The 14,094-nt window shown below is 66.5% G+C and carries 11 protein-coding genes; 7 read left to right on the top strand and 4 right to left on the bottom strand.

Annotated features, from left to right (window positions below; translation table 11 throughout):
- Positions 1-16: 16 nt before the first annotated feature.
- The gene (locus QX126_RS17845; RefSeq protein WP_315782634.1) at positions 17-934 is read right to left on the bottom strand and encodes a LysR family transcriptional regulator; all 918 of its coding nucleotides are present in this window, start codon (positions 932-934) and stop codon (positions 17-19) included.
- Positions 935-1,063: 129 nt separating this feature from the next.
- On the opposite strand from QX126_RS17845, the gene QX126_RS17840 reads away from it, so the two are divergent.
- The 5 genes from QX126_RS17840 (at position 1,064) to QX126_RS17820 (ending at position 7,070) form a co-directional block, all read left to right on the top strand.
- The gene (locus QX126_RS17840) at positions 1,064-2,359 is read left to right on the top strand and encodes a D-galactonate transporter (protein ID WP_315782633.1); all 1,296 of its coding nucleotides are present in this window, start codon (positions 1,064-1,066) and stop codon (positions 2,357-2,359) included.
- A gap of 21 nt (positions 2,360-2,380) precedes the next feature.
- Positions 2,381-3,454: a tartrate dehydrogenase gene (locus QX126_RS17835; protein ID WP_315782631.1), complete on the top strand. Its 1,074-nt coding sequence runs from the start codon at positions 2,381-2,383 to the stop codon at positions 3,452-3,454.
- Between the two features lie 155 nt (positions 3,455-3,609).
- A complete protein-coding gene (pyk, locus tag QX126_RS17830) occupies positions 3,610-5,028 on the top strand; it encodes a pyruvate kinase (RefSeq protein ID WP_315738829.1) in 1,419 nt (472 codons plus the stop codon).
- A 192-nt stretch (positions 5,029-5,220) separates the two neighbouring features.
- Positions 5,221-6,033, top strand: coding sequence for a UDP-2,3-diacylglucosamine diphosphatase (locus QX126_RS17825; RefSeq protein WP_315738828.1), 813 nt, complete (start codon positions 5,221-5,223; stop codon positions 6,031-6,033).
- Between the two features lie 47 nt (positions 6,034-6,080).
- Entirely contained in the window at positions 6,081-7,070 is a 990-nt protein-coding gene (locus tag QX126_RS17820; RefSeq protein ID WP_315782629.1) for a threonine/serine dehydratase, read from the top strand.
- A 10-nt stretch (positions 7,071-7,080) separates the two neighbouring features.
- Here QX126_RS17820 and QX126_RS17815 read toward each other — a convergent pair whose 3' ends face one another.
- A complete protein-coding gene (locus QX126_RS17815; RefSeq protein ID WP_409999107.1) occupies positions 7,081-8,814 on the bottom strand; it encodes a caspase family protein in 1,734 nt (577 codons plus the stop codon).
- Between the two features lie 139 nt (positions 8,815-8,953).
- Positions 8,954-10,561 carry a hypothetical protein gene (locus tag QX126_RS17810; RefSeq protein WP_315782625.1) on the bottom strand — a complete coding sequence of 536 codons (1,608 nt, stop codon included), beginning with the start codon at positions 10,559-10,561 and terminating at the stop codon, positions 8,954-8,956.
- Positions 10,562-10,636: 75 nt separating this feature from the next.
- On the opposite strand from QX126_RS17810, the gene QX126_RS17805 reads away from it, so the two are divergent.
- The gene (locus QX126_RS17805; protein ID WP_315782623.1) at positions 10,637-11,824 is read left to right on the top strand and encodes an MFS transporter; all 1,188 of its coding nucleotides are present in this window, start codon (positions 10,637-10,639) and stop codon (positions 11,822-11,824) included.
- On the opposite strand, the gene dgcA is transcribed toward QX126_RS17805, so the two are convergent.
- Positions 11,806-12,801, bottom strand: a complete 996-nt coding sequence (gene dgcA, locus QX126_RS17800; RefSeq protein ID WP_315738823.1) for an N-acetyl-D-Glu racemase DgcA — start codon at positions 12,799-12,801, stop codon at positions 11,806-11,808. The two genes, QX126_RS17805 and dgcA, sit on opposite strands and share 19 nt — an antisense overlap.
- Positions 12,802-12,959: 158 nt before the next feature.
- Between dgcA and QX126_RS17795 the strand changes: the two genes are divergently transcribed.
- Positions 12,960-14,093: an ABC transporter permease gene (locus QX126_RS17795; protein ID WP_315739128.1), complete on the top strand. Its 1,134-nt coding sequence runs from the start codon at positions 12,960-12,962 to the stop codon at positions 14,091-14,093.
- The last annotated feature ends 1 nt before the right edge of the window (position 14,094 follow it).

Here is a 14,094-nt window from a genome sequence, read left to right as displayed (position 1 = left end):
TCGGCGGATTTTGCGGTCAGGCACCGCGGGCGTATTTCGCAAGCCGCGCGTCGAGTACGCCGAGCATGGCCTCGCGCGCCGGATCGCGCGAGCCGCGCAGCCAGACGGCCGCGAGCGGAAGCCGTCCGGCGGTGCTGCCGCGTGTCATCCGCAGCGGCACGAAGCGGACGCCGGAGACCGCGAGCCGCGAGGTCCAGCGCGGCACGATGGCAATGCCGAGTCGCGCGGCGACGAGATGCACGATGGTCTGCTTCTCATCGGCGAACTGCGCGATATCCGGCGACAGCCCGGCCTGTGCGAACAGCTTCATGGTGAGGTCGTGGCTGTGCGGCCGCGACCGGCGGTCCGGGACGATCAGCGGCTGGTCGGCGATGTCGGCGAGCGAGAGCGCGGCACGCGAGGCCAGCCGGTGCCGCTGCGGCAGCGCCACCACGGCGCTCTCGCTGAGCAGCGCGCGGAATTCGAGCCTGATATCGGTGCGCTCGGGCGGCCTGACAAAGGCGAGGTCGAGCGCGCCGGACAGGATCTTGGGCAGCAGCCGGATCGTCTTCTCCTCCATGAGCTGCACCGCGATGTCGGGATGCTGCGCGCGAAAATCGTGCAGCAATTGCGGCAGCAGCCCGGCGGCCGCGCTGTCGATGGCGCCGACGCGCAGCCGCTGCGCCTTCGTGCCGCGCGCGCGGCGGCGGAAGCCGGTTTCGACCGCCTCGACGCGGGCCAGGATCGCCCGGGCGTCGCGCAGCAAGGTCGTGCCGTGCTCGGTCAGCGACACCGCGCGCGTGGTGCGAGCGAACAGCGGCGTCGCGAGATCCTCCTCCAGCAGCTTGATCTGGCGTCCGAGCGCCGAGGGCAGCATCTGCAGCCGCTGCGCCGCCTTGCCGAAATGCAGCTCCTCGGCGGCGGCCACGAAGCAGCGGAGCTGGTGCAATTCCATGGCGGGGTCCTGATGAGGCGATGGGCCGGATTATATCATTTTTTTGTATAATGATGCGAGCATTGAAGCCGGCCCGGTCCGCCGCCTACGCTTGTCAGATCAACGACAAGACGGGACAGGGAGGTGACGATGGCCGGAGAGCTGGAGATGCGCGTGCTGCGCAGGATCACGTTGCGCATCGTGCCCTTCATCATGCTGCTCTACTTCGTAGCCTTCATCGACCGCGTCAACGTCGGCTTCGCTGCGCTGACCATGAACAAGGATATCGGGCTTTCAGCCTCGGCCTATGGCTTCGGTGCCGGCATCTTCTTCTGGGGCTATTTCCTGTTCGAAGTGCCGTCCAACCTCGCCCTCGACAGATTCGGCGCAAGGATCTGGATCGCCCGGGTCATGATCACTTGGGGCTTGGTGTCGGCCGCGATGGCGTTCGTGCAGGGGCCGACGAGCTTCTACGTGCTGCGCTTCCTGCTCGGCGCGGCGGAGGCCGGCTTCTTTCCCGGCATCATCCTCTATCTGTCTTACTGGTTCCCGGCACGGCAGCGCGCCGCAGTCACCGCGCTGTTCATGGCGGCAGCGCCCCTGTCGACCGTGCTCGGATCGCCGGTTTCCGGCGCGCTGCTGGAGATGGACGGCATTCTCGGCTTCAAGGGCTGGCAGTGGCTGTTCCTGATCGAGGCGCTGCCGGCGGTGCTACTCGGCTTCGTCGTGCTCGCCTACATGACCGATCGTCCGGAGCAGGCGCGCTGGCTCGCCGACGACGAGCGCGACTGGCTGGTGCGCACGATGAATGCCGAGCTGGCGAGCAAGGCCGCCACCGCCAGCCACAGCATCTGGCGCGGGTTGGCCGACATCCGCGTGCTCGCGCTCGCGCTGGTCTATTTCGGCACCTCGGCCGGCCTCTACACGCTCGGCGTCTGGGCGCCGCAGATCATCAAGCAGTTCGGCCTGTCGTCGTTCGCCGTCGGCTTCCTCAACGCGGTGCCACCGACCGTGGCCGTGGTCGTCATGATCCTGTGGGCGCGCCATTCCGACCGCACCACCGAGCGCACCTGGCACGTCGTGCTGGCCTGCGTCGTCGCCGCCGTCGGGCTCTGGCTGGCCGGGCTGTCGACCAGTGTCGCCGCCGTGCTCGCCGCGCTCACGCTCGTCAATGTCGGCATCTCCTCCTCGAAGCCGCCGCTGTGGAGCATGCCCACCATGTTCCTGTCCGGCTCGGCCGCCGCGGCGGGCATCGCGACCATCAACTCGATCGGCAATCTCGGCGGCTTCGTCGGTCCAGCGATGATCGGCTGGATCAAGGACCAGACCGGCAGCTTCAACGGCGGGCTCTATTTCGTCGCCGGGCTGCTGGTGGTATCGGCGGTGCTGACCCTGTTGCTGTCACGTTCTCAACGTGCGAAGGCCGCTGCGGCCACGCAATCCTGACCCATCACACGGAGCCCTTTCATGCGCACCCATTCCATCGCCGCGATTCCCGCCGACGGCATCGGCCCCGAGGTCATCTCCGAAGGTGTCCGTGTGCTTGAGGCGCTGGCCAAGCGCTCAGGCGACATCAGCTTCAACGTCAAGACCTTCGACTGGGGCTCGGACTACTACAAGAAGCACGGCGTGATGATGCCGGCCGACGGCCTCGCCGAGTTGAAGAAGTTCGACGCGATCTATTTCGGCGCGGTCGGCGCTCCCGACGTGCCCGACCACATCACGTTGTGGGGCCTGCGGCTGCCGATCTGCCAGGGATTTGATCAGTACGCCAATGTGCGGCCGACCAAGATCCTGCCTGGCGTGGCCTCGCCCTTGCGCAATGTCGGCGTCGGCGATCTCGACTGGGTGATCGTGCGCGAGAATTCCGAGGGCGAATATGCCGGCATGGGCGGGCGTGCGCATCGCGGCCTGCCGGAGGAGGTCGGCACCGAGGTCGCGGTCTTCACCCGCGTCGGCGTCACCCGCATCATGCGCTACGCGTTCAAGCTCGCGCAGTCGCGGCCGCGCAAGTTGCTCACCGTCGTCACCAAGTCGAATGCGCAGCGCCACGGCATGGTGATGTGGGACGAGATCGCCGCCGAAGTGGCGCGCGAATTCCCCGACGTGACCTGGGACAAGATGCTGGTCGACGCGATGACCGTGCGCATGACCTTGCAGCCGAAGAGCCTCGACACCATCGTAGCGACCAATTTGCATGCCGACATCCTGTCCGATCTCGCCGGCGCGCTGGCCGGCAGCCTCGGCGTGGCGCCGACCGGCAACATCGATCCGGAGCGCCGCTTCCCCTCGATGTTCGAGCCGATCCACGGCTCGGCGTTCGACATCACCGGCAAGGGCATCGCCAATCCGGTCGCAACATTCTGGACCGGCGCGCAGATGCTCGAGCATCTCGGTGAGCGGGACGCGGCCGCGCGGCTGATGGCGGCGGTCGAGAAAGTATGTGCGGCCGGCATCCTCACGCCCGATGTGGGCGGCAAGGCGACGACCAGGGAGGTGACCGACGCCGTCATCGACGCGATCCACGGCTCCAACGTCTGAGGCGTGCTGTTCTCTTGCACAATTTTGGCGTGTTCCGTGTCGCGCTTGCAATGGACGCTGCGGGGCGTATATCAGCGCTTCCGCTGCGTCCGCGCATGCCAATCACATGCGTGTCATAGAGACGCGAGACACGGCTTAAGGAGAAAGGACCCATCATGCGTCGTCACCGTCGAGCCAAGATCGTTGCGACTGTCGGTCCCGCGAGCAATTCTCCGGAGATGCTGAAAGCGCTGTTCCTCGCCGGTGTGGACACCTTTCGTCTCAACTTCAGCCACGGCACCCAGGCCGATCACGCCAAGGTCCATGCCGCGATCCGCGCGCTCGAGAAGGAAGTGCAGCGACCGATCGGCATCTTGATGGATCTGCAGGGTCCTAAGATTCGCGTCGGCACTCTGCGCGACAAGAAGATCCAGGTCGAAGTCGGCGAGACGATTCGATTTGTCCTCAACGGCACCGAGGGCGACAAGACATCGATTCCGTTGCCGCATCCGGAAATCTTTGCGGCGGTCTCGCCCGGTCACGATCTTCTGATCGATGACGGCCGCGTCCGCGTTCGCGTCACCGGCCTCGGCGACGACTGGATCGAGGCCAAGGTGATCGTCAGCGGCGCGATTTCCAATCACAAGGGCGTCAATCTGCCGGGCACCATTCTGGAGCTGTCGCCGCTGACGGCCAAGGACCGCTCCGATCTCGCCTTCGGGCTCGAGCTCGGCGTCGACTGGGTGGCGCTGTCGTTCGTGCAGAAGCCGTCGGACGTGCTTGAGGCGAGGGGCCTCATCAACGGCCGCGCCGGCATCATGTCCAAGATCGAGAAGCCGGCGGCGCTGGAGCGGATCGACGACATCATCCAGTTGTCGGACGCGATCATGGTCGCGCGCGGCGATCTCGGCGTCGAGATTCCCAACGAGGACGTGCCGGGCAAGCAGAAGGAGCTGGTGCGCGCCTGCCGGCTCGCGGTGAAGCCGGTGATCGTCGCGACGCAGATGCTGGATTCGATGGTGGCGACGCCGACGCCGACGCGCGCCGAGGTCTCGGACGTCGCCACCGCGATCTATGACGGCGCCGACGCGGTGATGCTGTCGGCGGAGTCTGCCAGCGGCCAATACCCGCGCGAGGCGGTGGCGATGATGGACAGCATCATCAAGGCCACCGAAGGCCACAAGATGTATCGCTCGATCGTCGAGGCGACGCAGCCGGGCGAGGAGCAGACGCCGCCGCATGCGGTGGCAACCGCGGCGGCCGATCTCGCCTCGGCGATCCACGCCAGGGCGATCGTGGCCTATACGTCGAGCGGAACCTCGGCCTCGCGCGTTGCGCGCAAGCGGCCGAGCCTGCCGATTCTGGCGATCACGCCGAACGAGGACACCTCGCGGCGCATGTGCCTGCTGTGGGGCGCGCACAGCGTGCTGTCGCAGGACGTGCAGAGCTACGAGGAGATGGTCGAGCGCGCGACCTTCTTCGCTGTGCAGGAGGAGTTCGCTGAAGCCGGCGACCTGCTCGTCGTCGTCGCCGGCATCCCGTTCGCGCGAGCCGGCACCACCAACAATCTGCGCGTCGTCACCGTGCCGAGATAGGAGGCTGATTTTCCCTGTTCGCGCCGCCCGCCTGTCGCCTGATTGTCGCACCCCGCTGGTATCGCGGGGCAGTGACGAAGGACGTCGCGAGTCGTCGAACGAGCGGTGTCCGGTCGCGGTCCGGCAGGATGGGTTCTGCTGGTGCGGCGTTTCGTCATCGCGGTGTCATCAGGGACTGTTAGGTGGGCGCGCATGGGACTTGAGACTGCTGGTGAAGAAAGCCCGGCTCGGCGCTTTCGGACGTTGTTCATCTCGGACGTTCATCTCGGAGCCCGCGGCTCGCAGGCCAATCTCCTCGTCGATTTCCTGCGCCACCATGATGCAGATACGATCTATCTGGTCGGCGACATCATCGACGGCTGGGCGCTCAAATCGAGCTGGCATTGGCCGCAGTCGCATAACGACCTGGTGCAGAAGATGCTGCGCAAGGCGCGCAAGGGCGCCAAGATCGTCTATGTCCCCGGCAATCACGACGAGTTCCTGCGCGGTTATTACGGCACGCATTTCGGCGGCATCGATGTCGTCGAGAACATCGTCCACACCGGCGCTGACGGCAAACGCTATCTGGTGATCCACGGCGATATCTTTGATCTGGTCGTGCAGAACGCGCGCTGGCTCGCCCATCTCGGCGACAAGGCCTATGACTTCGCGATCCAGATGAACCGTCTGGTCAACTTCTTCCGTCGCATGTTCGGCGTTCCCTATTGGTCGCTGTCGCAATGGGCCAAGCAGAAGGTCAAGAACGCGGTGAACTACATCGGCGCGTTCGAGACGGCGCTGGCCTCCGAGGCGCGAAGGCATGGCGCTGACGGCGTGATCTGCGGCCACATCCATTGCGCTGTCATCCGCGATCAGGACGACATTCGCTACATGAATTGCGGCGACTGGGTCGAGAGCTGCACGGCGCTGGTCGAGCACGAGGACGGCCGCTTCGAGATCCTCACCTGGACCGATCCGCTGCGGCAGCGCGCGCCGGTTCCCCAACTGGCCGCTCGCGCCGCCTGACACCGGCTCCCTTGCCTCTCGGCAATCGGGCGCGGTAAAATAGGGGCATGACAGCTCATTCCCCGATCCTGCCCGTGACCGCCGCCGACATCGATGAGGCGGCACGCGTCCTCGCGCCCGTGGCCGTGCGGACTCCGCTGCTGCCGGCTCCCGTGCTGAGCGAGCAGTTCAAGGCGAACGTCTTCGTGAAGCCGGAGGTGCTGCAGCGGACCGGCTCGTTCAAGTTCCGCGGCGCCTACAACAAACTGGCGTCGATCCCGCAGGCAGCGCGCGGCAACGGCGTCGTCGCATTCTCCTCCGGCAATCATGCGCAGGGCGTCGCCCATGCCGCCACATTGCTGGGCATGGACGCCACGATCGTGATGCCCTCGGATGCGCCGGCGGCCAAGCGCGAGCGCACCAAGGCGTTCGGTGCCGAGGTCGTGCTCTATGATCGCGATCGCGAGGACCGCGAAGCGATCGCGCGCGACATCGCAGCAAAGCGCGGCTCGACGGTGGTGCCGCCCTATGACGATCCCCACGTCATCGCAGGGCAGGGCACCGTCGGTCGTGAAATCGCCGAGGACCTTGCGGCGCTCGGCCTGTCGCCGGATCTGGTGATCGTCCCGGCTTCGGGCGGTGGTCTGCTTGCCGGCGTCTCGACCGCGGTGAAGGCGCATTTTCCGAGCACCCGGATGGTCGTGGCTGAGCCCAAGGGCTTTGACGACCATGCGCGCTCGCTGCGGGCCGGCCGCCGCGAGGCCCATGATGCGAAGGGACGCACCATCTGCGACGCGCTGATGGCGGCGATTCCGGGCGAGATCACCTTCGCGATCAACAGCCAACTGCTATCGGCTGCGGTCGAGGCCTCGGATGAGGAGGTGGGGCGCGCGGTCGGCTTTGCCTTCCGGGAGCTGAAGCTCGTCGTCGAGCCCGGTGGTTCAGTCGGGCTTGCGGCATTGCTGGCCGGCCGGCTGGATGTGGCGGGCAAGACGGTGGTGATCGTTTTGTCCGGCGGCAATGTCGATGCTGAGCTCTACGCCAGGCTGATTGCGTGACGATCTAGCCTCAGTGAAAGCTGAGGCCGCCTTTTGCAGATCCCCCACCGCCGATCCGCAGTCCGGACTGCGCGACGTGCGGCGTGCCCCGCGTCGGGCCGCCCTGCATCCCTCCTTGGCCACGCGCCATCGACGGACGCGACGCGTTGATGTTCGGCTTGAACGGACCGGAATTGCCGGGGAAGGGACGCCGGACCTCGCGGGTGTCGAATGGCCGCCCAGGACTGCGCTTCAGTGGATCGCGCTGGATCTTCGCGGCGACAGGCGGATTTGCCGGCCGCATGATCCTGTCGCGCAACCTGGTCTGAGCGATTGGCCTGGGATCGACGACCTTGTTGGGACCCGCGTTGTTGATGGCATTGCCTTTCGTGATCACCGTTGGCGGCATCGGTCCGCGCGGCGGCACGCTGGTGGCCGGCAGCTTCGGTTGCGGGCCTGGATGGCTCTGGATCTGGGCGCCGGGATTGAACGGCCGAGCGATCGGTGCCAGTTGCGGTGGCATGATGAGACGGCTTGGTTGCAGCAGGGGGATGGGCCGAGGCTGTCCCTGCAGCCGCAGCGCGATCGGCGCATATGGGCTGTCGGCATAGGATTCTCGGAAGCTCTGATAGGCGGCCGGCGAATTCGCCAGCACGGCCTGGTGCCACGCCGCAGCCTGCACGAGGCCGGCGAGCAGTGCGCGGATGCGGTCGGCGAGCGGATCGCGCGGGTACATCGCGATGAACTCGCGATAATATTGCGGACGGTTCTCCGACAGCACGTAGTCATAGGCCTGCCGCACGGAACGGCTCGGCAGGTCGGCGGCCATCTGCACCACGGGCGCGTTCTCCGGCGCGCGCGCTGCGGCAACCAGGGATTCGCCGAAGAAGGTGAAATCACTGGTCAACGAAGAGCTCTCCCACGGCGTCTGTCGACCATCGGTGCTCTGGTTCACCTGCAGGCGAATGCGCTTGAACAATTGCTCGATCGGCAGGTTCGGCTGCCGCGCCAGGTTCAGGAACGCCTGCGCGTACGGGCTGTGCTCGCCACGCCCGTCGAGCGCCTCCTCGCCAGGCGAGGTCGAATATCCGAGGATGGAGCCGTTCGGTGCGTCGACGATGGCAAGTCCGCGTCCGGCATCGTTGATGGCAGGGAAGGGATTGTTGCGGCAGGCGTCCAGCACGACGATCCGCATGCGGCTCGGGATGGCGTCGAGCGTTGCCATCAGGTCCACCAGACGGATCGTCCCCGTCGTCAGGTCGGAGGGCGCTGAGATACGGGCATCGATCGGGATCAGATAGTTCTCGCCCGCGAGCTGAACCCCGTGGCCGGCGTAGTAGACCATTGCCACTGTGTTCGGGCCGTTTGCTGCCACCCGGCTCGAAAAATCCTGGACGACCTTGAGCATCTCGTTCTGCGTCAGGTCGGTCGCCGTGATCACCTCGAAGCCGGCCGAGTTCAACAGCTTGGCAACAGCATGGGCGTCGTTGTCCGGGTTCTCCAGCGGTGGCGCGTTCTGATAGCTCGCATTGCCGATCACGAGTGCGACGCGTGGCTCGGCTTCTTGAGGGATCGCTGCGGGGGTGTTGCTCTCCTTTGCAGGTGAGGGAGCTGCCAGCGCGCGCGGTGGCGTGTGAAGGTCGTCGATCTCACTGCCGGCAGCGAACGCCGAGTTCGGGCCGATCCAGGCCATCAGGCCCAGCAGCGCGGACATGAGCAGGGATTTCCAGGCGGATGTTACAGCGCGAAATTTCGGAACGGACACGGCGTTCTCCTCGAGCATGCGCCAAGCGAATGGCTTGAGGATCAGGCTACGCAGATCACGCAGCAGCGTACGTGATCCGCGTCACCTATCGGTGCTCAGTGATCGAGGTTCGATAGGAGGTGGCCGAGACGCTCTCGCCCTACGAGAAGAATGCGATCTTCTCAGGCTGGGTCATGCGACGGATCGGCGCCAGCAAGTCATTGGCGGGCGCCTGTGGCCGCTGCAGAAGGCCGTTCGACAGGAGCGTCGATCCCAGCGACGGCTCGTAGGCAGGCCTGGGCATCGCGGATGCACTGGTGCTGTGAGCCGCGGCGGCGGTCGGGCGGACCTGCTGGCTCGGCGCAACGTCGGCCTGCGGCGCTGCGGGAGATTGAGCTGCGACCGCAGCCGCCACGGCGGCCAGGGTCTCGATGGTGATCGCCTCCGGAAGCGGTGCCGATACGGGCACGCTGGGGACTGGCGCCGGGGCTGGAGGCGAGGCCATGCGCGGGGCCGCCGCGGGCGGGGCCGGCATCGGTGGGGCATACATTGGCGGGACAGATATCGTCGGCGCAGCGGGAGCCGGCGCCGCCGTGGTAACCGGGGCTTCTGCCGTGGTCAGCGCGAGATCCGGCTCCGACGGCGCTGGCTCGCTGAAGCTCGCGACGATGTCGTCGTCGACCGACGTTGGCTCCTCAATGTCGAAGCCGAGCGTCCTGGCCCGGCTGAACTCCTCATCGTCGATCGGATCGGGGGCACCCATCTCCGCCGCGACCAATTCCAGGATGGCGTCGTCGTGGGCTTCTGCGGCGACGGCGTCATCCAGGGCTGCCGCGGCGTGCTGCTCGATTTCGAGAAGGGCTTCGTCCACCGATGGCTCGGTCGCAATTTCGGGGGGCTGCACCACCGCCGCAGCGTCGGTGTCAACCATCCTGGCTTCAACCGCTGCGGCCGCCATGATCGCGGTGTCAGCGCCGGAGGATGTCTCGACCGATTCGATCGCGGCCACCGCTGCAACGAGCGGAATGGTCATTTCGGGCCCGGCTTGGGCCGCCTCCGTCTGTTCCGGCACGGGCAACGGCCCCGAAGCCACCTGCGGCTCAGCCGAGACCGTCGCCTCCGCAGCCGGACCCGATGCGACATCAGGTACTGGCGGGGTGGCGGACTCGGTCGCCGGCTTGATCTCGTCAGCCGCGGCCGGAACGCTTGCTTCCGCCGCGTCGAGCTCCTTCAGCTGCGTCTTGATGATCTCGAAGGCCGCAAGCAGTGCGACCTTGGGGTCGGCACTCGCAAGCTGGTCGCACGCGGCCTCGATCGATGTGACCTGTGAATCGATCAGGTCGCAGATCCGGGAATCGGCGCCGATCTCGCGCCAGCGCCAGGAAATTTCCTTGATGATTCGGATGCCCTTGCGCACCGGCGCCAGGTTCTGCTCAAGGGCCATGCTGTCGACCGCAGAGGCTGCGGCGAGTGCAGCGTCTTCGACCGAGGCGCGGATCGCGGCCAGCGCTTCGGGCAGCGCCTTGCTGTCGGCCTGCTCGAACTCCTGCTGCTGCTGACGCTGCGAGGCCAGCGCATGCTCGATGCGGGCCACGGCGTCGAGCACCATGCTGGTGTCGGCATTGCGGTTGCGTTTGGCGTATTCGCCGAGGAACCAGCGGCCTCGGGACGTCTCCATGAAGGCGTCGCGGATCGCCTCGTAATCGGCCTCGTTCGGCTGAGCCGCGCGGGCGGATATCGGCGAGAGGGCGAAGACTTCATCGACCATGGCAAACCTATCGCGCACATTGCTGCGCGTTGGCATAACGATCACCATGATATTGATCGAATCGCAATTGAATTGATGCCACTGTCCCGACAAATCTCCACCACATCGCCGGTATTGTCGCGCCGATTCGCGGACAGGTTGGGGCTGTTCTATGGCGCGGTGTTCATGCTGTCGGGGACGCATCTGCCGTTTTTCCCCGTGTGGCTACGGGCGATCGGGCTGGACGCCTCGTGGATCGGCGTGATCATCGCGGTTCCCGCCGTGACCCGCTTCACCGTCCTGCCGCTGATCACCGCGGTTGCCGAGCGCCGGCAGGCCCTGCGCGCCGCGATGCGGCTGACCACCTTCGCAACGGCATCGGGCTTTGTGGTTCTCGCCTTCCAGCGCGAACCCTGGCTGGTATTCCTGGTCTACGTGGCAACCTGCTGTCTATGGACACCCGTTGTCCCGCTGACGGACGCTTATGCGCTCCGTGGCGTGATGAGCTATGGCCTGAACTACGGTCGCCTGCGGCTGTGGGGATCGGCCGCATTCATCGCCGGAACGCTGCTGTGCGGCGGGGTGGCCGACCTCGCGCCGTCGTCCGAGCTGATCTGGATCATCCTCTTGGTCGCGCTGTGCGGTGCGGCAAGCAGCCTGCTGCTGCAGGCGCTGCCGCCCCTGCCGCATGGCGCCGGCCTGGCCCGGGACGGGCGCAGTCTGCTGGGCCATCCGAGCTTCCTCATCATCATCGCGGCTTCGGCGCTGATCCAGGCCAGCCATGCGGCCTACTACACGTTCTCCGCCATCGCGTGGAAGGCGCAGGGCTTCAGCGGGCTGACCATCGCTTGGCTCTGGACCATGGGCGTGCTGGCCGAGATCGTCGTGTTCGCCCTGTCACCACGCTTCACGTTGGCGCCCGCCAGCTTGGTCATGATCGGTGCAGTGGCTGCCGTGCTGCGCTGGAGCCTCACGGCTCAGGAGCCGCATGCGGCCGGGCTCGCCGCGGTCCAGATCAGTCACGGCTTCACCTTCGGACTGACCCTGGTCGGAACCATGGGGCTGCTGGTCCGCCATGTGCCGGCGCAATTGACGGCGCGCGGGCAGGGCTATTATGCGGCTGCGAGCGGTGTGGTCGGCTCGGCGGCATCGGCCCTCTCGGGGCCGGTCTATGCGGCCTATGGACCCGGTGTCTACTACGTGATGGCCGCGATGGCCGGAGCGGGTGGCGCCCTGATGTGGATCGCGCACCGAAGCCTGTCGCTTCAGCCCCACAACGCCTGATCGGGCGGATAGACCAGGCTGTCCTCGTAGTGCAGGCCGTGCTCGCAATCCTCGGCGAGCAGCAGCGGTCCGTCCAGATCGACGAAACGGGCGAGCGGCGTCAGCAGCATGGCCGGTGCCATCGAGAGCGATGTCGCCACCATGCAGCCGACCATGATGTCGAAGCCGAGCGCGCGCGCGGCATCGGCCATGGCAAGCGCCTCGGTGAGCCCTCCGGCCTTGTCGAGCTTGATGTTGACGGCGTCGTAGCGTCCGCGCAGCGCTTCGAGCGAGTTGCGGTCGTGCACGCTCTCGTCGGCGCACACCGCGAGCGGGCGCGCAATGTTGGCGAGCGCTTCGTCGTTTCCTGCGGGAAGCGGCTGCTCGACCAGCGTGACGCCGGCGGCGGCGCAGGCCGCGAGATTGGACTCCAAATTCGCCTCGGTCCAGGCCTCGTTGGCATCGACGATCAGTTGTGACTGCGGAGCTGCCTCGCGCACGGCTGCAATCCGCGCCGGATCGCCGTCGCCGCCGAGCTTGATCTTGAGCAGCGGGCGGTGCGCGGCCTTGGCCGCAGCTTTGGTCATCACGTCGGGGGTCCCGAGCGAAATCGTGTAGGCGGTCACGCATGGCCCCGGCGCGCGGCGTCCGAGCAGGTCCCAGATGCGCCGGCCGCTCCGCTTGGCTTCAAGGTCGAGCAGCGCGCAGTCGAGCGCATTGCGCGCCGCCCCCGGTGGCATCGCCGTCTGCAGGGCGTTGCGGTCGAGACCAGAGGCGATCGCATCGCGCATCGCGAGCAGCGCGCTCAACGATGCCTCGGGGGTCTCGCCATAGCGCGCATAGGGCACGCATTCGCCGCGGCCGACGATCGTGCCGTGTCGCACTTCCGCGATCACCGTGACCGCTTCGGTCTTGGCGCCGCGGCTGATCGTGAAGCTGCCGGCGATCGGCCAGTGGCCGATCCGGGCGTCCAGTATTGGAAAACCGTTGGAAGTCATTTGAAAGTCTGGCGATTTGTGAACCGGAATGAGGCGCTTGGGGCTTGCGCGATCTGACCGACTATGGCTGTTGATAGTGGTCTCCGGCAAGGTGGTAGCGACGCGGTGGGATTTTTCTCGTCAAGGAGCGGACGTCCGAGGCTCCGAGGATGGCCGTCGTGAAGGGCGGCCCTGATTTGCAGCGCAGTGGCGATGGCAACGCGCTGTCGCTGCGCGCGACCGGCGCTTGGACTGCGCCCTTTGCGCCGTCGCTCGAACGGCTTGTCGCCGATGCCGAAAAGCTCGCCGGCAAGAAGATCGATGTCTCGATCGACGTCTCCCAGGTGTCCAAGCTCGACACGTTCGGCGCCTGGCTGATCGAGCGGCTGCGCCGCAGCTTCACGACCGGAACCGTCGAGGTCCGGATCGATGGGCTCTCTGCGAACTACGCCAGCCTGGTCGACGAGGTTCGCCGCGTCAGCACCGCGCCCAATGGCGACGCGACGATGGTGACCATCACCGGCATGCTCGGCCAGATCGGCCTCAGTGTCGCCGGCATCTTCGGCACGGTCGCCGCGCTGATCGACATGCTCGGCGCCGTGATCGTCGCCAGCGGCCGGGTGCTCGTCCATCCCCGCAGCTTCCGGCTGACCTCGACCATCCATCATCTCGAGCAGGTGTGCTGGCGCGCGGTGCCGATCATCGTGCTGATCACCTTCCTGATCGGCTGCATCATCGCCCAGCAGGGCATCTTCCATTTCCGCAGGTTCGGCGCCGACATCTTCGTGGTCGACATGCTCGGCGTGCTGGTGCTGCGCGAGATCGGCGTGCTGCTTGTGGCGATCATGATCGCCGGACGCTCGGGCAGCGCCTACACGGCCGAGCTCGGCTCGATGAAGATGCGCGAGGAGATCGATGCGCTGCGCACCATGGGGTTCGATCCGATCGAGGTCCTGATCCTGCCGCGCATGCTCGCACTGGTGATCGCGCTGCCGATCCTGGCCTTCCTCGGCGACATCGCCGCGCTCTATGGCGGCGGGCTGGTGGCGTGGTTCTATGGCGGCGTCGATCCCGAGGCCTTCCTGCTGCGCCTGCGCGATGCGATCTCGATCGATCATTTCACGGTCGGGCTGCTCAAGGCGCCGGTGATGGCGGCGGTGATCGGGATCGTCGCCTGCGTCGAAGGACTGGCCGTGCAGGGCAGCGCCGAGTCGCTGGGGCGCCACACCACCTCATCGGTGGTGAAGGGTATCTTCTTCGTCATCGTGATGGACGGCGTGTTCGCGATCTTCTTCGCCGCGGTCGGGATGTGAC

Source organism: Bradyrhizobium sp. SZCCHNPS1003 (genome assembly GCF_032381555.1).
GTDB lineage: Bacteria > Pseudomonadota > Alphaproteobacteria > Rhizobiales > Xanthobacteraceae > Bradyrhizobium.
The sequence above is the reverse complement of the archived record's forward strand: the minus strand, read 5'-3'. Positions and strand labels throughout refer to the sequence as shown.